The 20,668-nt window shown below is 35.4% G+C and carries 22 protein-coding genes and 3 pseudogenes; 4 read left to right on the top strand and 21 right to left on the bottom strand.

All coding sequences use genetic code 11. From position 1 onward, the window contains the following. Positions 1-55 precede the first annotated feature (55 nt). The 20 genes and pseudogenes from AC0VYI_RS03555 to AC0VYI_RS03460 form a co-directional block, all read right to left on the bottom strand. On the bottom strand, positions 56-310 hold the full coding sequence (locus AC0VYI_RS03555; RefSeq protein WP_475447324.1) for an IS66 family transposase: 255 nt from the start codon (positions 308-310) through the stop codon (positions 56-58). Positions 311-336: 26 nt separating this feature from the next. Continuing rightward, positions 337-681: an IS66 family insertion sequence element accessory protein TnpB gene (gene tnpB, locus AC0VYI_RS03550; protein ID WP_067021190.1), complete on the bottom strand. Its 345-nt coding sequence runs from the start codon at positions 679-681 to the stop codon at positions 337-339. After that, positions 681-965: an IS66 family insertion sequence element accessory protein TnpA gene (gene tnpA / locus AC0VYI_RS03545; protein ID WP_475443557.1), complete on the bottom strand. Its 285-nt coding sequence runs from the start codon at positions 963-965 to the stop codon at positions 681-683. Before tnpA (AC0VYI_RS03545) ends, tnpB (AC0VYI_RS03550) begins: the two co-directional genes overlap by 1 nt. A gap of 473 nt (positions 966-1,438) precedes the next feature. Then, positions 1,439-2,970, bottom strand: a protein-coding gene (locus AC0VYI_RS03540; protein ID WP_475447371.1) for an IS3 family transposase whose coding sequence is annotated in 2 segments (ribosomal slippage) — positions 1,439-2,526 and positions 2,526-2,970 — 1,533 coding nt in all. Because the reading frame shifts where the segments join, the coding sequence is not laid out codon by codon here. An 84-nt stretch (positions 2,971-3,054) separates the two neighbouring features. Continuing rightward, on the bottom strand, positions 3,055-3,888 hold the full coding sequence (locus AC0VYI_RS03535) for a glycosyltransferase (protein ID WP_475447370.1): 834 nt from the start codon (positions 3,886-3,888) through the stop codon (positions 3,055-3,057). 57 nt (positions 3,889-3,945) lie between these two features. Next, positions 3,946-5,469 carry a B12-binding domain-containing radical SAM protein gene (locus AC0VYI_RS03530; RefSeq protein WP_475447369.1) on the bottom strand — a complete coding sequence of 508 codons (1,524 nt, stop codon included), beginning with the start codon at positions 5,467-5,469 and terminating at the stop codon, positions 3,946-3,948. 199 nt (positions 5,470-5,668) lie between these two features. Next, complete coding sequence (locus AC0VYI_RS03525) at positions 5,669-6,607, bottom strand: NAD-dependent epimerase/dehydratase family protein (RefSeq protein WP_475447368.1); 939 nt, start codon at positions 6,605-6,607, stop codon at positions 5,669-5,671. Between the two features lie 10 nt (positions 6,608-6,617). Beyond that, a complete protein-coding gene (locus AC0VYI_RS03520; RefSeq protein ID WP_475447366.1) occupies positions 6,618-7,343 on the bottom strand; it encodes a sugar phosphate nucleotidyltransferase in 726 nt (241 codons plus the stop codon). A gap of 24 nt (positions 7,344-7,367) precedes the next feature. Further along, a complete protein-coding gene (locus AC0VYI_RS03515) occupies positions 7,368-8,540 on the bottom strand; it encodes a DegT/DnrJ/EryC1/StrS family aminotransferase (protein WP_475447364.1) in 1,173 nt (390 codons plus the stop codon). Between the two features lie 9 nt (positions 8,541-8,549). Then, positions 8,550-9,518 carry a transketolase family protein gene (locus AC0VYI_RS03510; RefSeq protein WP_475447362.1) on the bottom strand — a complete coding sequence of 323 codons (969 nt, stop codon included), beginning with the start codon at positions 9,516-9,518 and terminating at the stop codon, positions 8,550-8,552. Then, on the bottom strand, positions 9,511-10,341 hold the full coding sequence (locus AC0VYI_RS03505; RefSeq protein ID WP_475447360.1) for a transketolase: 831 nt from the start codon (positions 10,339-10,341) through the stop codon (positions 9,511-9,513). Before AC0VYI_RS03505 ends, AC0VYI_RS03510 begins: the two co-directional genes overlap by 8 nt. A gap of 1 nt (position 10,342) precedes the next feature. Then, positions 10,343-11,278, bottom strand: coding sequence for a GDP-L-fucose synthase family protein (locus AC0VYI_RS03500; protein WP_475447359.1), 936 nt, complete (start codon positions 11,276-11,278; stop codon positions 10,343-10,345). Between the two features lie 6 nt (positions 11,279-11,284). Further along, the gene (locus AC0VYI_RS03495; protein WP_475447358.1) at positions 11,285-12,274 is read right to left on the bottom strand and encodes a GHMP family kinase ATP-binding protein; all 990 of its coding nucleotides are present in this window, start codon (positions 12,272-12,274) and stop codon (positions 11,285-11,287) included. A 40-nt stretch (positions 12,275-12,314) separates the two neighbouring features. Then, positions 12,315-12,896 (bottom strand): D-sedoheptulose-7-phosphate isomerase, encoded by a 582-nt coding sequence (locus tag AC0VYI_RS03490; protein ID WP_475447356.1) that lies wholly within the window; start codon positions 12,894-12,896, stop codon positions 12,315-12,317. Positions 12,897-12,917: 21 nt separating this feature from the next. After that, positions 12,918-13,712: a glycosyltransferase gene (locus tag AC0VYI_RS03485; protein ID WP_475449779.1), complete on the bottom strand. Its 795-nt coding sequence runs from the start codon at positions 13,710-13,712 to the stop codon at positions 12,918-12,920. Positions 13,713-13,744: 32 nt separating this feature from the next. Continuing rightward, a complete protein-coding gene (locus AC0VYI_RS03480; RefSeq protein ID WP_475447354.1) occupies positions 13,745-14,905 on the bottom strand; it encodes an O-antigen ligase family protein in 1,161 nt (386 codons plus the stop codon). After that, positions 14,880-16,115: a lipopolysaccharide biosynthesis protein gene (locus AC0VYI_RS03475; RefSeq protein ID WP_475447352.1), complete on the bottom strand. Its 1,236-nt coding sequence runs from the start codon at positions 16,113-16,115 to the stop codon at positions 14,880-14,882. The genes AC0VYI_RS03480 and AC0VYI_RS03475 overlap by 26 nt, the downstream gene beginning before the upstream one ends. Positions 16,116-16,437: 322 nt before the next feature. Further along, positions 16,438-16,929, bottom strand: a complete 492-nt coding sequence (locus AC0VYI_RS03470) for a glycosyltransferase (protein WP_475447351.1) — start codon at positions 16,927-16,929, stop codon at positions 16,438-16,440. Positions 16,930-17,380: 451 nt separating this feature from the next. After that, the gene (locus tag AC0VYI_RS03465; protein ID WP_475447349.1) at positions 17,381-17,734 is read right to left on the bottom strand and encodes a MarR family EPS-associated transcriptional regulator; all 354 of its coding nucleotides are present in this window, start codon (positions 17,732-17,734) and stop codon (positions 17,381-17,383) included. Between the two features lie 309 nt (positions 17,735-18,043). Further along, positions 18,044-18,437, bottom strand: a pseudogene (locus AC0VYI_RS03460) (IS3 family transposase); the annotation flags it as partial. A gap of 104 nt (positions 18,438-18,541) precedes the next feature. On the opposite strand from AC0VYI_RS03460, the gene tnpA (AC0VYI_RS03455) reads away from it, so the two are divergent. From tnpA (AC0VYI_RS03455) to tnpC, 4 genes and pseudogenes are all read left to right on the top strand, one after another. Continuing rightward, a complete protein-coding gene (tnpA, locus tag AC0VYI_RS03455) occupies positions 18,542-18,826 on the top strand; it encodes an IS66 family insertion sequence element accessory protein TnpA (protein WP_475447347.1) in 285 nt (94 codons plus the stop codon). Continuing rightward, positions 18,826-18,963: an IS66 family insertion sequence element accessory protein TnpB gene (gene tnpB / locus AC0VYI_RS03450; protein WP_475447345.1), complete on the top strand. Its 138-nt coding sequence runs from the start codon at positions 18,826-18,828 to the stop codon at positions 18,961-18,963. The genes tnpA (AC0VYI_RS03455) and tnpB (AC0VYI_RS03450) overlap by 1 nt, the downstream gene beginning before the upstream one ends. 70 nt (positions 18,964-19,033) lie before the next feature. Continuing rightward, a pseudogene (gene tnpB / locus AC0VYI_RS03445) lies at positions 19,034-19,216 on the top strand (IS66 family insertion sequence element accessory protein TnpB); the annotation flags it as partial. 38 nt (positions 19,217-19,254) lie between these two features. Further along, a pseudogene (gene tnpC / locus AC0VYI_RS03440) lies at positions 19,255-20,220 on the top strand (IS66 family transposase); the annotation flags it as partial. On the opposite strand, the gene AC0VYI_RS03435 reads toward tnpC, so the two are convergent. Then, positions 20,149-20,634, bottom strand: a complete 486-nt coding sequence (locus tag AC0VYI_RS03435; RefSeq protein ID WP_475447343.1) for an FAD-binding oxidoreductase — start codon at positions 20,632-20,634, stop codon at positions 20,149-20,151. The pseudogene tnpC and the gene AC0VYI_RS03435 sit on opposite strands and share 72 nt — an antisense overlap. Between the last annotated feature and the right edge of the window lie 34 nt (positions 20,635-20,668).

Genomic DNA, 20,668 nt, shown 5'->3' with positions numbered 1-20,668 from the left:
CGCTTTGCCACGAACATTGGCAGACTCAGGTTTGTCCTTCTCAACGATAGACTCTTCATTCTACGCGGGTTGGTTCGGCTGACATCGGACCCACGATATCAGCGAGGGCTTGTTGATCTGGTGTGAGTAAGGTACGACGTTCGCTTTTCGGCCCAAATAACTCACGCTTTAGCATGTGCACTTCCGCTTCGTATTGGCGGATTCTTGAAGACATAGCTTCGTTTTCAGCACGCAGTTTTTCGACCTCATTCGTGTGAAGCAAGTCGATGTTTTTGAAGGGTAAAATAGGTCGGTAAGTGGCGTCATTCATGGGGTTGGATTATACCATCCAACTTGTCATGATGCTCGCTTGTAGCGTTTAAATTGACGATATTTTTCGACTTTTATGCCCGCTAAGAGGTGCTGCAATTCAATCACACTTAGGGCGTGTTTAGCGTTTTCTGATGACGCATAATTGAACTGCCCCTGCGACAGTCGTTTACACCAAATGCAATAACCAGAGGTGTCAAAATAGAGGATTTTCATCTGGGTTTTGCGCCGGTTAATGAAGACAAAATACCCGATGAGTGGGTTTTCTTTGAGGTGTTGTTTGATCAGCCCTAATAAGCCACGATAGGATTTACGCATATCTGTGGGTTGGGTATGCAACCAAATTTTAGCATTGGGATCGGGCAGGAACATCAGTCACGACTCAATCGAAGCTCAACACCATCACCTAAACACAAGGTAATGTTCCAACGTCCAGTACCTGAGAGAGTGGGCACCTGACTGAGATCGATAAAGTCTGAGTGACTAGAATCTGGCGAGGCTTTAGTTCCCGAAAAATGCTGACGCCATTTACTAAAACTGGCGTAACTCACCTGATGCTGTTCGCAGTATTGAGGGGCGGATAAGCCAGACTCGGCTTGATCGTCAATGATTTGTTGCCATTCAGAAGAAGAACGACGGGTATAGGGTTTGGTCATGGGTTGGACTCCGTTATCGGTGATGAGATGAAAACGGAGTCCAGTTTAGAGTGCGAAAAGATGGGATGAAATAACGGCGTAGAATGAACGCTTACTCTTGCTTGAAACACCATTATTCAGGGGCGACTACGTAAGCTACTAAAGTGGCTTTATTGCGCCCCATATTTTGGAGTCTTTTTAAGGAGATTGTGGCTGAAAATAATTTTACCACTGGAAAGACCCAAAAATAGCATGGCGCTTCTTGTTTAAAACGCCATTATTCAGGGTCGACTATTTTAGGCGACAACTACCTTGAAAAACGCCGCTCACTGGATGGTAGAGCTACTGTGTTTACAGCATTATGCCACTTTTCTTTAAAATTTAAAAAATAAATATTAACCCGGCGGTTAATAAAATACACTGCATTTCAATAGATTGAGAATTATTCAGGGACAACATTCGGCGTTTTTCAAGGTAGTTGTCGCCTAAAATAATTAAGCAGCGTCTTTGTGTTGCTCTGGATTTAATTCCACATCACCTATTGGCTGCCAGTTTCTTTCTGCTTTTGACCAACGCTCAGGACGCTCTTTCCTTTTTTGCTGATACAAGTTCGCTCGCTTTGCTAATATCACTTTATCAAGCCCAGCATGTCTTTGGCTGGGCGTGACAAACTGGATTCGACTATGGCGATGCTCATGGTTATACCAATACACGAACTCTTTGACCCACTCTCGCGCATCTTCTAGGGTTCTGAATCCCTCTGACGGCCATCTAGGGTGATATTTCACCGTTCTAAACAGCGATTCTGAGTACGGGTTGTCGTTACTCACCCTTGGTCGACTTCGAGAGGTCACAACACCAAGATCATACATTTTCGCTCTCATCGTTAAACTCTTCATGGGGGCACCGTTATCTGAGTGTAAGACGAGGTCTTTTTTAAAGCATCTTTCCACCCAGACACTGCGCTCCAGTAAATCGGCGGCATGCTCTCCCGTTTCTTGATGATGCACTTCCCAACCCACTATTTTTCGACTGTAAATATCTTCTATCATGTACAGGTAGTAATGCTGACCAATCACCGTGGTTGGCAAATAGCTAATGTCCCAACTCCACACCTCATTGGCTTTTTTAGCCGTGTAGCTCGTGGGCTTTTTATGGACATTCCTTGGTGCTGCTTTTCCTCTGTGATGGAGCATATTTTCCGCTTTTAAGAGACGATAAAAGCTGGATTCTGAGGCAATATACTCACCTCTATCGGCCAATATAGGCACGATTTGGCTGGGTGGTAACGAAGCAAACTCGTCACGGTTGCAGACCTCAATCATCGTCTGCCGTTCTACCTCGCTCAGTTTGTTCGCTGGGGCGGGCCTTGTCGATGTGACTCTTCTATCCTCCCCAATAGAACCCTCTCTACACCAACGCTGTAACGTCCTGACCGATAATCCAATCACCTCGCAGGCAGGCTCTTGCCGTGCACCGGACTCGACCGCATGACGGATCCACTGCGAATACTTTTGCCTATCGGCCAGCGTGATTAGCTGTCCTCTTTTTCCTCCCAATAGGCATCGAACTTTTTTCCCAGCACAAGTAACGCTGCACTTTCTGCTAACGCTTTCTCTTTTCTTCTCAGTTCTCGCTCTAACTCTTTAATACGTTTTTTATCCGACTGTTGCTCAGCCGTGGTCTTTTTCTTCTCTTTCACTGTATTCCCAGCAATACAAGCCTGTTTCCACTGTTTTACTTGCTCAGGGTACAGGCCTTTCACACGGCAATACTCATTAAGCTCCGCTTCAGACAAGACGGCGGTTTCAAGTACGACAGCAAACTTTTCTTCATTTGACCACTTATCTGATGAACTCACTTTTGACTCGCTAAATCCTGATGTGTTGAATTGCTTTTGCCAACTATACAGGGTAGAGAGCTTAATGCCTTCCTGTTCGGCAAACTCACGTCTCGACAACTCGCTTTGAATGAGTTTCTGTAAGATGGCTTCTTTAAAGGCACTTGAATGTCTTTGGTAATCCACTGGTTTTCACTTACCGTCCCCTGTCTGTTTTATAATATCAAATGAGGCGACAACTACCCTGACACAGGGGGCATTTTAGAATATCTATTTATAAGAAAATAAAACTCTTTTAATAAATCTTAGAATAAAGTAAATATTCGTAAATAATACTGAGTTTGAATACTTCAAAGATGAGGCTCTCACTTCCTGCAAACCCTTAAAATAAAAGGCATCAGAATTACCATCGAGAGCAAAAAAAGTAACTAGTTTATCAGAATACTTGCCTTTTATATTTTTTGAATATCCTCTAACCAACCAATCATAATCAGGGGCTACTTTTTTTTCTAAATCATATAACCCGATTATATCTAAACACTCTCTTTTAAAGACTATTGTAGGCTGATTAATCCTAGGCATGGTATAAGGAATTTTTTTTATGTAATTAACATCACCTTTAACAACCTTATTATAATCACCACCAAACTCTCCAACACGACAATCCCCAAAAACGAAATCAGAATCATCATCAAGAGATAAAACAGCCTGCTCAATAAAGTCAGCCCCTACAAAATCATCAGCATTTAGCAGAAAAATGAAATCCCCCTGACAAATATTGAATGCTTTATTTATAGCATCTGTCGCACTTTCATCGATCTCAGAAACCCAAAAATCAATAAAATTTTCAAAGCGTCCTATCATGTCTAGAGTACTATCAGTCGATAGTCCATCAATTACTATATATTCAATATTTGTATATGTCTGAGACGCAACTGCAGAAAAAGTTTTCTCAATAGTTTTTTCTGAGTTCCTACAAACTGTAACAATTGTGACCAAAGGGAATGAAGATACATCTCTTCGCCCTTTAGTATTTATATACTTACCACCCTTAATTAAATTAACAGACTCCAAGTAGTCATTTAGAGTTTTATAAGCTTTCATTACCGCCCTCCTCCCTAAACCATTGATTCAAGATACACCTAAATATACTATAAAAATTCAATCACCTAAAAGCCTTCGCTTCAATTTAATTTTAGTCATATCTTCTATATTTTTACGTTCTTTTAAGCCAAACTGTTTTTCAACCATGTCCAAATACTCTGGATTTGTAAAATATGTTTGCCATGCATCATCTCTAAACCGCAGAACTTTCTCAGCTGTTAGATGTAACGTCGGTAAAGGCTGACATTCATACGAAAGGAATGCATAACCATTAAAACTATTAGGCAACTCCCAACCTCTATGCTTAGCTTCAAAGTATATAGGGCTTCCAGGAAGAGCTTGGCACGGATACATATTTGTCATTTCTGTATTCAACTCTAATGCCAGATCTAATGTATCCTGCATTGTTTCTAATGTATCATCAGGAAATCCAAAAATGAAGTTGCTTATAATTTTGATATCATAAGACCTAATCATTTCACATATCTCTCTAATATTAATATCCCTAAAAGTACCCTTAGAAACATGCTGACGCACAACCTGATTACCAGATTCAACACCAAGTGCTAGCCAATTCACTCCCGCTTTCTTGAATAATTCAAGCTCTTTCTCTCTTATCGTATCTACCCGAGCATAAGTCCACATATTGAAATTAAAATTTTCTTCAATACAACACTCTAATATTGGTCTATAATGTTTCTTTTGAAGAAAAAACATCTCATCACTAATACGTAGAGTCTTAACCCCCATATCAGATAGTTTCTTCATCTCTCTAATTACCCAATCAGTACTCCAAAACCTCATACCACGAGAGTCAGCCGCACTAATTTCATCATCATTATCAACTCTATTAACTATATTAATCATACAAAAATTACAGGCAAAATTACAGCCTAGACCAGTATATATAGCAGCAAAAGGTGTACGTTTTTCATGATCAAAATCTGCATGCCAAAAATGTGCTCTATATAGATCTAAAGGGTTATTTTCAAATGGTAAAAGATCCCACGCATATCCAGGCATATCTTCATCCATTCGAGACTGAGGTACAATTTTTTCTGGAGCATTAAGAATAGGAAGAGCAGAAATACTTGGCTTAAAACCAATGCCGTTTATATGAACAAGTTCTGCTTCGGATAAATTGGATTTTAAAAGATTATGAAGAGCATATACACCTTCATTTAGAAGAGCTATATCAACACAATCATACGACAAAACCTCTTTGGGTAAAGCACTTGTATGAGAGCCAACAAATGCAATCTTAGTTTTTACCATAGATAATTTTACCGAATCAGCTAATTCTAGAGCACCAATCATATTTGTTGTCCCAGAGTTAGGATTTTGCCCGTAAACAACAAAAACGGTTAGCCGAGCACCGCTTTTATTTATACGGTTAATAGACTCCTCAATAGAAAGTCTTTCAGCATCACAATCCAAGATAGCAACATTAAAACCCTTAGAACGACAAGACTCAGCCAATAATAGCGCCCAAGTTGGAGGTTCTATAGCCGAATGAACCTTAGCCAAATCTTGATATGCATGAGATGATGAGCTTGGGTTTACAAATAATGCGTCAATCATATACGACTCCAATTTTCTCATTAAAAATAAATAACATAAAAAATGCCTATATAACCAATTAGAAATTTAAAATATTGTATTAATAACACATATAGCCATTTTAAAAAATAGAATATAGAACCGGACTATAGTTGAGCCAAAATTTAGTTTTAACTCAACTAGAAGAGAAAAGGCTAGCCTTTATCAAGACTACTTTAGATCAAATATTTCCATAACGAGAATTCTTTAGCATTGTATAGCCTTTAACAAGCTCATCAATGCCATGATGCAAATCATATTTTGGCATAAAACCAGTTTTTTCAATTTTTTCGTTTGAAACAATATAATTACGTTGATCAGGATCTTTTCCTAAATCAGCTTCAACGAAAGTAAATCCATCAATATGCTGTTGAATAATCTGACAAAGCTCTTTTTTTGAAACATTCGCATTTGAAAGACCTACATTATAAATTTCACCCTTCATACTATCAAAGTTCACTATTGCATGACGGAAAACTCTGGAAATATCTTTGACGTGAATATAGTTTCTTTTAAAATGACTTTCAAAAAGAACGACAGCACCATCATTTACAGCTCTATATGTGAAATCGTTTACAAGCAAATCCATCCTCATCCGTGGAGACATGCCAAAAACAGTTGCTAATCTAAAGCTAATAGCATTTTCATGCTGCATAAGTTCTTTTTCTACAGCAACCTTATCAATAGCATATTTCGATATTGGGCGTAATTCAGACTCTTCTGTACAGAAATTATTCTCATCGCCTGTACCATATGCACTATTTGTTGTAGGCATAATAATTTTTTGGTCTTTAGAAACAAGCTCCAACATAAGAGAAATTGCATCATGATTAATTGTTTGAGCACCAACAGGATCTCGTGAGCAAAGAGGAGCTCCAACTAGGGCGGCAAGAGGAATAATTATATCGGCATTCTTAATAAGTGGCTCCATAGTGCTTTTTACACGAACATCACCTCTAATCACCTTAAAACTATCATAATGACACACATGATTAAGACTTGACTGATTAAACATGAAATTGTCAACGACAGTAACATTATATCCTTCTTCTAATAAATCCGGCACAAGAGTAGAGCCTATATATCCAGCACCACCAGTAACAAGTATATTGATTGACATAAAAACTCCTTTATAAAAAACCATTCATAGAATTAATTAATAAATTTTTAGCTCTAAGATAATCATGAGGCAACCCAATATCTATGAAGTCCTTCAAACAGGACAAACCATAAAATTCATAATCTTGAAGCAAACATGACTTAAAAAAATCTGTTTCTAGAGAAATAGGTGCATCTCGTAACGATAAAGGACATCCAATTAACAAAGAAGAATCTATAATATAAACACCTCCATTAGCATACTCGCCTCTAACACCTTTTTCAGAATTCAATTCTAAAATCCTACCTTGCTCATCAACTTTAATTCCCATAAAACGATTATCTTCATTTGAAATGAACAAAGAGAAAGTACATTTCGAATTAGATCTTTCATGAAATTCTTCTAGATCAGATAATCCAATAGGAAAAAATGTATCTCCATTCAAAAGCAGAAATGATTCTTCGCTTTGTAAAAGTTTAGAAGCTAATAGAACAGCACCACCAGTGCCAAGAGGCTGCTCTTCAACCGAATAAATTATCTGACACCCTCTATAAAATTCGCCAAAGAATTCAATTATAACTGACGACATATAGCCAACAGAAAGGACAAACCTAGAAATACCTTGCGTAATCCAATAATCAAGCAAGTATTGCAAAAAAGGTCTATCACCTATTAAAGCCATTGGTTTAGGCCTATCTGAAACAAGAGATCGTAGTCTAGTCCCAAATCCTCCAGCCAATATAACAGCTGTTTTCATTTTAATTTACCAACATATAAATTATTATGCTTCATTCAACACATTAGATATATAGTCAATTTCTTCATTGTCTAAATCTGGAAAATTTCCTATATAAAAACCAAAAAAATGAATATGGTCTGTTTCAGGATAATTCATATATTCGTTTTCGCCAATTAAACCTTTCAAATAAGGCTGTCTAAGTTGATTACCCCCACCGGCACTTCCTCTCCTATATTCAATCCCCTCTCCTTTTAGTTTTTCCTCAATCCTGACCATTAAATCAGTATCTTTGCGTTTTAAAACCACATTAAAAGCATAATTACTTGACCCATCAAATATAAAATCTTTTTTGTATTTAGAAGAATCTAAATTAGAAAAAAATCTAGCTTGATTCTCACTTCTCTTTTTAACAATCGAATCAAGCCTTTTCAATTGACTTAACCCAATAATAGCACCAATTTCATTATTTCTAACATTATAAGCAGGATATGCAAAAATAAATTCTTTATTTAAATCTGGATAAGTAGATATATATTTATCCTTTAGAGCATCATTTGTTGATTCACGGATCATCCCATGGCTTCTAAGCATTCTTAACTGTTCATAAATCTCGTAATCATTAGTACAAACCATTCCTCCTTCAATCGTACTCATATGATGAGCGTAATAAAAAGAGAAATTAGACATTTCTCCAAAACTCCCAACTTTTCTCCCATTATGTTCAGCACCATGTGATTCACAAACATCTTCAATCAAAGGAATATTCAACTCGTTTAATTTCACTAGTAGTTCATCTGTTAGAGCGTTAAAACCTTGAATATGACTTAAAAATACAGCTTTTGTCTTCGAAGTTATCTTTTCTAAGATTTTGCTAGCATCCATTCCCAGTGTTTTAGGATTGATATCTACAAATATGGGTGTAAATCCACACTGCAAAACACTTGCAATGTCAGAGACCCAAGTAAAAGGAGGAACAATTATCTCTCCGCCTTCTGGGTATCGTATTTTAAGTATTGACATTGACAGTAAATTAGCAGCCGATCCGGAGCTGACAAATACCGAATATTTAACCCCGAGCCATTTAGACCACTCTTTTTCAAACTCTCGACATTTTGGACCATTAGTTAAAATTGGATTATCTTCTTGCAACAAAGAAATTACAGGTTGTAAATCCTCTTTACTAATATTGTTTTTCATTAAAGGAAATTTAATCATTTGACTTACCTAGATTTTTTCAGACATATTTAAAAATTTTTTAATTTTATTTATTACTGCATTAACACCAACACCAACAATTTCATGCAATTCGTCTCTACTACCTAGCTCAAAATGATAGCTAGGACTAACTCCAATAGACAAAAATTTTGGGTTGAGAGAATGATTAACAAAGAACTCTTTCATTCTAGAGTCTAGCCCCCCCCTATGAACAAAGCCTTCTTCCAAAGATACAACAAAATTATATTTTGATAAAAAAACAACCATTGACTTTTCATCAAAATGCTGAATATCAAATAAATCAACAACAGAAAACAAAACCCCTGCATCCTTAAAAGCTTCCGCTACTTTAATCGCAGTATGCACCATATATCCAGTTGCTATTAGACATATAGTATCACCAGAATTGACTCTAATATCATAGCCTTTGTCAAGATTTGGTATCTTTTCTTCATATATTACGGGTAAGACTTGAGCATCTAATCGAATATATTTCGGTTTTTTTACACTAAGACATTTTTGGACCAATAACCCTGATGTGACAGAATCAGAAGGTGATAATAAATGAAAACCAGGTAGTGACCTTACCAAGGTTATATCTTCATAACATTGATGAGTTGGGCCAGAAACAACATAACTATATCCTGCACCAACCCCTATTAAATTAACATTTATCTCTCTTACTTCTGACAGCAATGCCAAGTTCACCCTAATCTGCTCATAACATCTCATCGTTATAAAAGGCGCTATTGCATAGGCAAATACAGTAAAACCTTCTAGAGCAAGACCTGATGCGACATTTATCAAATTTTGCTCAGCTATGCCTACATTGCGAAAACGATTAGGATAATCTGCTCTGATTTTATCTAGCACTGGAGAACCAAAGTCCGCAGTAACAAAATAAATCATATGATTATGAGCCATTTCTTTCCATATAGATTCCAATAATGCATCACGCATTGCTATAGTATTACTCATTTTGTAATCCTATTAATTTATCTAAAGTTTCGGGAGTTACGCCTAGAATATGTGACAATTCTTTATTCTCAAGACTCGGTATACCTTTCCCCTTAATAGTATTACAGATTAGAGCTTTAGGTTTACCTTCTTTTTTATTTTTAAGATTATTTAGCGTATCTTTGACTAAATTGACATCGTGTCCATCTACCTCTAATACATCCCAACCAAAAGTTTTTAGTTTTTGAGTTAAGTTTATATGGGAAACTATATCATTAGTGAAGCCAAGCATACTTATTCCATTGTTATCAACGATAAGGGTCAAATTATCAAGCTCATTTTGCGCTGCAAACATTATTGCTTCCCAACAAGCTCCCTCATGAAGCTCACCGTCACCTGTAACAACAAAAACTTGTTCCTTCTTTGACTTTGCTTTAAGACCAAGAGCCATACCAGCGGATACACCAAGACCGTGTCCTAATGAACCATTCACTGTTTCATAACCTGGTATTACGGGGTCAGGAATACCTCCCAAAAAACCACCAGATTTACATACCTTATTCAGCTCACTATTGGGAAAAAATCCCAAATCAGCAAGTATTGGATACATAGATATTGATCCATGACCTTTGCTAATAATGCAACGATCTCTATCTTCGCTATATGGATATTTTGGGTCAAAATTCAGAACCCCACCATAGTAAAGAGCTACAAATATTTCTATTGGAGAAAGAGAGGAGGCTATTCTAGTTTCTGGTGCACGTTTATTTATGGCAAGTGTTTCACGCCACACCCATGCAGCTTTAGAAACTAAATTAGAGACCTGTTCAGTATTATTTTCCATATCAACGGTTCCGTATATACCAGTTATAAGTTTCAGCTAGCCCATTTAAGAAATTCATTTCTGGCTTCCAGCCTATTTCTTTTAATTTACTTGAATCAAGTAATTTTCTTGGAGCACCATTTGGTTTTGTGTTATCCCATACGATATTACCTGAATATTCTACAACATCTGATATCACCTGCGCTAAATCTTTAATAGAAAACTCCACACCACTACCAATATTAATAGGCAATTTCGTATCTAGATTTTCAATGTTTTCCAGTATAGTAAAGATAGCCTTGGCAACATCATCAGAATAGACGAATTCTCTTTTTGATCCCCCATCCCCCCACAAAACTACGCTCTCATTATTGTTAACTTTCGCTTCATGAAAACGATGGATCAATGATGATAAGACATGAGCAGATTCGGGGTTGAAATTATCCCTAGCACCATAAACACTGTTAGGAATTACTGAAATATATTTTCTGCCATATTGCTTATTAAATGCAGCACATAAATTCACACCTGCAAGTTTTGAGATGGCATATGGCAAGCTACTTGACTCAGGTATCGAGGACAAAATCATATCCTCTCTCATCGGCTGTTTACAATCACGAGGATACATACACGACGACCCTATAAAAATCAACTTATCTACATTAAAGTTATGTGCACACTCAATTATATTAAGTTGTATTGTTAAATTCTCAATCATGAAATCAGCAGGAACAAGTTGATTTTGAAGTATGCCACCCACTTTACCAGCAGCAAGAATGACAATATCAGGACTTTGTTCTTCAAAAAATTTTTCAACTTGTGTGCGATCTTTCAGTTCAAGCTCAGAATGGTTTTTATAAACTATATTTTCATAACCCCTCTTGTAAGCCTCAGAAACAACGGCTGAACCGATTAGGCCCGAATGACCTGCTATATAAACCTTACTTTTTTTGAACATAGATATTTACTCACTCTTATAAAAAGCTATGCTAGCTCCACTCTCTTCGAATTTAAAAGGCACGTGAATTAAACTCGATAGGCAATTCAAAATTTTTGGCTGAACTTCAGGTCTAGCAAAAATCAAAATAAAACCACCGCCACCTGCACCCAATAACTTACCACCATAAGCTCCAGCTTTCATTGCTGACTCATAAATCTCATCAATCTTTGTATTGGAAATTTTTTCTGATAACGTTTTTTTAAATGCCCAACTCTCATGCAATAGCTTTCCAAAATCAGAAACATCTCTACTTTTACTAGTAAGGATTTTGACAGACTCATCTACCATTTCATGCATTTTTCCTAGTTCAAATATTTTTTTATCAATATTATCTATTTGACCTTTTGTTATATCAGAAGAGAAACGAGTAATACCTGTAAAAAATAACATAAGATGACTATTAAGCTCCCTCTTTTTATCTGAGGAAATTATTAGTGGGTTAACTGAAAATTCATCATTTTTTAAAAAATCAATTTTATTAAAACCGCCGTAGACAGTTGCTATTTGATCTTGAGATCCAACAACATCCTTAATTATATTTTGCTCAATATAGATAACTTCTTTCGCAAGGTTATACTTATCAATCATTTCCCCCCTAAGACTTTTAAGTGCTAAAACTAGTCCAGCAGTAAATGCAGAACTTGATCCAAGACCAGAGCGAGCCGGCAAATCGCCATCATGATGTATTTCTAATCCTGAAGACACATTTAGATAATTAAAAACTCCACGTACAGCCGGATGCTTAATTTCTTCTATATATTTAACATTCTCAATTGTAGAATATACAATTCTATGATTATGTTCAAAGAAAGGAGGTAAACTACGACATGTAATATAACAATATTTATCAATTGAAGTTGAAAGAACGCTTCCACCAAATTTTTGATACCATGCAGGAAAATCAGTACCCCCACCAAAAAAAGAGATCCTAAACGGAGTTTTTGTAATAATCATAAATTCTCACTTGTATTTTAGCATTGTTTAAGTATTGCTATTATACAAATAGCGTATTTTCAACAGCCTCACAAAGTGTGTGAGCCAATAATATATGAACTTCTTGAATTGCAGCTGTTGTAGACCCAGGAACAATAATACAATAATCGGCTATGTCCTTTACCATACCACCGTCTTTCCCTGAAAAAACAATAGATGCTATACCTTTAATTTTACAAGTCTTAACCGCATCAATTATGTTTTCTGAGTTACCGGATGTAGTTATACCAAGGAAAATATCTTTATTAGTAACCTTCCCCAAAATCTGTCTTGAAAAAACCTTGTCAAATCCATAATCATTGCCTATAGCTGTTAAAATAGAACTATCAACCGTCAATGCCTCCGCAGGTAAAGGATCTCTATCTCTGGCTAGCTTACTAACAAACTCTGCTGCTAAGTGTTGGGCATCTGCAGCGGATCCACCATTTCCGGCAATATAAAGTCTCCCTCCAGATTTATAACAGTTTATAACTTTCTCAACAGCATCATAAAAAATAGAAAAACCATCTAAATTATTTAAAATTTTTTCCTTTGCAGAAATTGATTTTTTTAAATTTTTTTCTAACAACTCTAAGTATTTCACATTAAATATCCTTCTAAAATTTTAATTTTTATCTCTCACTAAAAAATACACACTCTTCCTAATAAAATTAGGTGACAACCTAAAAAAAGCATATAAAGAAATAGAAAAAATAAAATCAAATATATTTATATATTTTTTTCTCAGACATTTTAATCTAAAAGAGATTTCATTTTTAAAATATATAAAACCACCTCTTCTAGAGTATTGAAAGTCATCAGTTCTAACATAGACCAAAGCATCCTGAATTGCTTTATATTTTACACCATTTTTAATTAGTCTAAGATGAAGTTCATAATCCTCTAACAAACCAATCGATTCATCGTATCCACCAAAATCCTCAAAAATTCTCTTATGTAACATAAGAGTTGGATGAGATATTACATTTCTCAATTTTATTTTCTTCTTTATTTTAAGAAAATCCATATGAGTTTTTTTAAGATAAGCGATATCACCAATAGTATCTGAAAATTCAGCATGCCATGAGCAACAAACTAAATCGCCATCATATTTGACAAGTTCATACTGTTTTTCAAAGCGTTCTTTATGACATATATCATCAGCATCCATTCTTGCTAATATTGAATTTTTGGCATTTTTAATAGCAAAATTCATACAATAGGCTAAGCCATGATTTTGTTCTAAGTAGTAAACAGAAAACTCTCCTGAATATGTAAAGTTTTTAATGATTGACATTTGATCTGATGAAATCTCTCCATCAACTACTAATAATATTTCATTAGGCGGCATGGTTTGACTCTTCAGACTGTTTAAACACTCAAGTAAATAGGCAGCTTTATTGCCAGAATAAGTTGACATTAAAACTGTTATAGGCAACATTTTCTTCAATATCATATAGTATTGATATCCTTAACCTTGGCATCTTCCTTTAAGAAAGAATCATAAACTCCCAAAAAAAACCAAAAAATAATATCATAGCCTGTAAACTGAAAAAAACTAACAAGCGAAAATGCAAAAATGAAAATTTTAAATTCAATATTTTTTGTTTTTTCTCTTAACCTCTTTAAAACAATACGAAGATATATTATCAATGCAAAAAAACCAGAATCTAAAATATATTGAAAATAAATATTATGAAAATTATTCTCAATAATATTTTTATGTAGAAAATCTTTTGCTAAGGGGATTGCATTCCCAATACCGTACCCTAGAAAATTTTGAAATATCAAGTGAATGGCTGCATACCAAAGCATCCCTCTTCCATTATTATTATTTTCCAGTTCAGCATGTATATCATCAAACCTATCAAAAATCTTAAAATCATAAAACTCTAAGAACAAAATAAAAAAATAAATCAAAAACAAAATAACTGGAATTAACGCTAAAATATAATAAACCTGCCGAGAGAAACTTTTAGTATAAAAAATTCTAGCATAGACCAGCATAAAAAATTCAATTATACCTATTCTAGAAAGATAAATTAGAGAAAGAAATAAAACAAAAGCTATACAATAAAAAAAAGATTTTGATCTGATAAAAAAAATAGACAAAAATGAAATATAAGTCACTTCAATATTATGACCTCCTCCTATAAACCAAAATACACTCCCCAATACCTCTTGATTACTCGAATAAACCTGGCTCAGCAAACGAAAATAAATCAAATCTTTAACAATAACACAAAGAAAAAAGAAAATTGAGAAAAACCTAATAACTCTTATAAGCGAATAAAAAGATAATCCTCTGGATAAACTATAAGCTAAATTATATATTAAAAAACAACAAACTGCCTGGAAAAGAATAACACTCCAGCCATAATAAAAAAAAGCATATAAAGAAACAAAAAAAGAAAAACAAAAAAAGAAAAACACATCATTAAGAACAAAATAAAGCCTATTCCTAAAAAGCAGAACAAGCATTAAAAAAGGTATTAATATATGATAAAGCTTGACACTAGAACCATTGGAAAAATAGAAAAAATGGAATTGAAAAAATATACCAAATAATATAACAATTAGAGATATATTATTTCTTACGAGATAAACAGACATTGAAAATCACCTTAAATAAATTAAACCTCAAGTAATATATAAAATATAACATCACAAAAAGCTCTATACTCACATAAGTAATTACCATCCCCATAATCCCTTCAAAATAAATGGAAAAAATAGACATAGGGCAAGCAATAAGAGTTAAAAAGATACCATACCGCATAATCAAATAAGTATTTCCACTATTCAAGTGATATTGGATAGCACAAAGCGAGCTTAATGATATTAAAGGTATGCATACTAGCATTATAAAAAGCATATTTCTTTCTTCATTACTCCATCCGTTTTTTAGTAAGAAATCCAAAATATACGGACTCATCCCTGCCAAAAATAGTGCACAAGATGTAGAAACAAAAAAAATCAGAACAAAACACTTAGAAAAATAAATCCTTAGAGCTAAATCATCATTAGAATTTAGCTTTTCAATTATTTTGTGTGTAAATAAAGTACTTATTCTATTTATAAAAATCAAAGGGGCTCTAGTAATTTGGTCAATAACAGAAAATAAAGCAACTCCTCTATCACCTACAAAAATACCTATTAGAAGATAAATACTTTTTGAGAATAATGCACTAACAACACTAGAAAACATAACAGATGAGTTTTTCCTCAATCTCGTCATCATTTTCGCATAGGAGAAATGAAATCTTAACTCAGTAAAGCTTAAGAGTATAAAAATATTAAAAATGCAAAATGGGGTTGATATAATTATAGGCACATAAATAATATCTTGATTCTTTTTTATAAAAAGAAATAGCAAAATAAAGCTTATAGAAAAACTCATTAAACAGACAAACATATACAACATTGTTTTCTTTATAGATTGATAGACAACCATAAAATCAAAAAAATAAAAAAATAAAAAAAGTGTCATAAAAAAAAATAAAGTACTATTAAACCTATCAAAAAAACTCAATAAAAAGCATATCAAAAAAGCAAAGGTCATATAAAAAACTTTAATTGATATATACTCTGAAAATTTATCACTTACATCGCCTTTAATATGAGCTAAAGACAAGTCTCTTAAGGAATCATTAGCAACACCGGAATTAATAAAAACAGAAAAGAAGGAGAACAAAGATTGGAAAAATATATACTTACCATATATATCTATTGAAATCACCCTTAAAAGATATATATTTATTATAATCATTATAAAGGTTAAAAGAAACTGAGAGACAGCAACATATATAAACTCCCTTTTCATTTCTTCAACATCCGCTTATAGTATCTACATAAATAATAAATCATAATTTTGATTTTAGTCGTAAGCTTATTATCAGAATAATAGATACATGACTCCTTCACATCCTTTATTCCTATAAAATAGTTCCTATCCGACAGGCCGGATAAGGAAAAGTACGAAAAAATTTTACAACTATATTTACCAATAAGACCTTGAATGTCACATCTTAATAAAAACTCGTGATCTGGTGCAATTTTCTTTTCAATATTATATAATCCAATCTTATCAAAGCATCTCTTTTTAAAAACTATCGAAGGCTGGTTTATCTTTGGCATTGTATATTTTATTTTTTTCTATAATTTTTATCACCTTTTTGTATTCTATTATATTCTTTACCAAATGCTCCTATTTTCAAATCACCAAAAACAAAATCACAATTATTGTCAAACTCTTTAAGAGCAGTCTCTATAAACTTCTCATCTATAAAATCGTCTGAATTCAACATAAATATATATTGACCTTTAGCTAATGTCAGCCCTTTATTTAAGGCATCTGATGGCCCAGAATCAGGTTCACTAAGCCAAAAGGCCATACCGCTTTCATTAGATTTTATTAGATTTATAGTATTATCAGTATATCCTCCATCGATAACGATATATTCGATATTTTTAAACGTTTGAGAAAAAACAGACTCTATTGTTTTTAGTATTGTTTTTTCGGAGTTGTAGCAAATTGTAATAATGGTAACTAAATTTGCCCCCCCCTTATCCTTAATAAATTTCCAATTAGGAGATATATTATTCAGATAAAAATCTCTACCTTTATACATATTCATTTAAATTCACACCTATAAAAAATAGCATTTCCGAAAACACCATACTAAAATAATAAAAGATCTAGCATTAAACAGTTTAAATTTTTTAACATAAACTCTTGCATCCTTTATTATGTTAAGTGCAATCAATTTTACTAAACAGATCAAAAAACAACCTTTTTCCGCACAACAAAAAATTATTGATTATTTCTCGAAATAATTTTTTATTGAGTTCAATTTCAAGTTAATTAAAATTGAGATAGATCTTAGAGTTAAATAAATGGTATTTTTTTAATACTAACTAAACTCATATAAAGCAACTTTGATATTTTTATCTCAGATTGACGACTTTTTGCTATCCAAAGGAATGACATTCTCTTCTACAACACAGGCAGTAACTACTTGATTTACTGTGCCAATAATAATATTATATTTAATAAACTGACATACTTATGTTCTTACAATGAAGATCTTATAGGTATGGCTCATGTTTACTTATATTTTGGTCTGCAAGGCTTTCTTCACGAAGCTGCTCAATTTCTAACAACAATTTTTCATACTCTTGCAGTTTTTTCCGCAAGAAATGTCGAGTCAATATAGCCCTATCTTCTATTCCTTTTGATGTGAGGAGATACAGATAACTGACTTTATTAGCATTATTTCTAAAATTCTCTACTTTCACTAAGCCCTTTTCGATCAAGGCTTTTAAGCAAAAGTTCACCTTGCCAAGGCTAACCCCTAAACGGCTGGCGAATTCGCGCTGGCTTATATCAGGATCTTGCTGAAGCTCTTTAAGAATCTTCAAACGATATTCATCTCTTAACATGTAAAAAACTACCGTTTACTCAACATTAAGACATCAGCCTACGCGTATAATATAGCTTGACTTAAGACACGGTTCATTAGCTGAACAATAATAGTGGAAAACATTAAAATATGCAAACAGTGTGATAGAAAAGAGATTGGAAATTTTTCGTTCTTGGTAAGCGCCCTTAAATCCGTATTCTTGCCGATCAGTGAATAATCTCAGAACCTAACACCTGTTCGTTTTATTTATTCACTAGCAGGAGTTTTTTATGAATCAACCTTCCGATTCTCAATCCCGCTCTGACTTTTGGCTTGAGCAGGCAAAAGCCAGCTCACAATAAATGCGGTACACGCGTTTATGGTTCCAAAGATAACCCTTTGTATTGCGCAGGTAATGGAAGCACTGACCAAAGCCCCAATCCGTTTGCTCTACTGTGAGATCAACCGACAGCTCTGCAATCTGTGTATTTTCATCGCTGTTTTGACTCTGATAACGATAGCAGGTTTCACTGATTGAAAACGCCGAGCAAGCCAAACGAATACTAACTTTTTTATTCGCTACTGTATCCAGAGCAATGATTCTCCACTCAGACGGCTTTACCACTTTTTTCCATGGCTTCCTGTATGATCTCTGCCTTTAACCACTTATCAGCATACATCTTTTTAAGACGACGATTTTCTTCTTCAAGCTCTTTCATTCGTGCCATTAAGGATACCGCCATATTTGGCACGTAAGCGTTCATTCTACGCAGTTATTTAAGCCTGTTTATTCATACCGTAAACTGGACTCCGTTTTCACCTCATAACCGATAACGGAGTCCATCCCATGACCAAGTCTTATATCCGCCGCTCTTCCTCTGAGTGGCAACAAATCATTGAAGATCAAGCTCAGTCTGACCTATCAGCCCCTCAATATTGCCAACAGCACGGTGTCAGTTACACCAGTTTTAGTAAATGGTGTCAGCATTTTTCGGGAACGAAAGCCTCGCCAGATGCTAGTCACTCAGACTTTATCGATCTCAGTCAGGTATATCCCCTTTCAGACTCTGGACGCTGGAACATTACCTTGTGCCTAGGCGATGGTGTTGAACTTCGATTGAGTCGTGACTGATGTTTATGCCTGATCCCAGCGCCAATATCTGGCTGTACACTCAGCCTACCGATATGCGTAAGTCTTATTGCGGCTTGTTAGGATTGGTGAAGCAGAAAATGAACGAGAGTCCCCTTATCGGGTATTTTGTCTTGTAAGCGTCTGGGGAATGACACCTTAATTTAGCTTTTCTCATTCTGCATAGTTGTGACTTTTGGAGGCATAACTATGTTCAACACCAGTGATTTTTTGCCTGTGATTCTGATCTGTGGGCCAACCGATATGCGTAAATCCATTGATGGCTTAACTTCGATCGTCGCCTACGATCTTGAGCAAGAGCCCTGCTCAGATAGACTGTTTGTCTTTTGTGGTCGAACACGCAATCGCCTGAAAATTCTACAATGGTCTAGCAATGGCGTCTGGCCCAACATCGTTAGTTTGGCAAACGCTCTGAAAAGAGTCCGGGTCAAGGTGAGCTGTTTGATGAGGCCGAATCCGTGGTGGTTGAGGATGAGGACTCATTCAGTGAGTCTAACACGTCAGCAGAGCAAGCTACTTCGCAAAAACGCCATCCACCTAAACGCAAGCCTTTACCAAAAGATCTTCCACGTAAAATGATTGAACTGGACTTATCCGAGGCGGAAAAGGTGTGTGACTGTTGCCAAGGGCCACTCCATCGTATGGGGGAAGACCGCTCGGAGCGATTGGAATTTATTCCTGCGAAAATGACCGTGATTGAAACCGTTCGCCCAAAATATGGCTGCCGTCATTGCGAACAGAATGAGGTGAAGGTCTCGATCAAACAAGCTCCACAGACGCCCAGTCTTATCCCGAAAGGCATCGCCACAGCCAGTTTACTGAGTCAGGTTGTGACCAGTAAATATCAATTTGCGTTACCTCTGTATCGACAAGAAGCCCTTTTCAAACAATTAGGCATCGAACTGAATCGTAAAACCCTGTCGAGCTGGGTCCTCAAAAGCGCGGATGCGTTAGCCCCACTTTATCAAAGACTGAAAGCGATCATGATGGAGCAACCGGCTCTTCATGCAGATGAAACCCCGCTTAATGTTGTGAAAGAAGACCGAGATAAATGCTATATGTGGGTCTACTGCAGTGGCATGGATGGACCAGACACGCCTCATCCCATGTATAAAACGCCATTGCGGCCGGTTGTGCTTTACGAGTTCCAAAAAACACGCCAAGCGGAACACCCAAAACACTTTTTGAGTGGCTACTCTGGCTATATGCAAGTCGATGGCTATGCCGGTTACGAACAAACCAAAACACAGCTTGTCGGATGCTGGGCTCACGCACGTCGGAAATTTATGGACATCGAGAAAAGCTTAGGGAAAAGCAAAGGGAAAACAGGCACGCACACAGTGGCACTTAACTGGATACAAAAACTCTATGTGGTCAGAGGTACGATTTCCCCAATAAAAATAAACAGGTCGATCAAATCTCCGCTCTTCGATTAACTGACTTAACATAGCTTTGACTGGCGCAAAACCTGTTCCAGTAGCAATAAAAATAATGGGGCCAGTCGCTTTATTACGCAGAAAGAAGGTGCCTTTTGGACCTTCAACTTGGACCAGTTGATTGGTACTGATTGGCGCAAAAATTTTTTCACTCATAGCACCATTATCAATTTTCTTAAAATGCAGTTCTAACGTATGTTCATTATTGGGTATCGATGCAATAGAATAGCTTCTTGATACTCCCTGGTATTTCAGATCTAAGTACTGTCCTGGTAAAAATTTAAACGTATTCTTCGGCGGATAACGGAGTTCGAGAACCATAATATTCTCTGATTGCTCGTAAATTTTATTCACCTTTGCAGGAACCGTTTTACACTCTATTCCCTTT

This window comes from Marinomonas sp. 63XJN7_9_ISO-PGPR-S23-217 (assembly GCF_056173515.1).
This window is presented reverse-complemented; position numbering and strand designations above follow the sequence as displayed.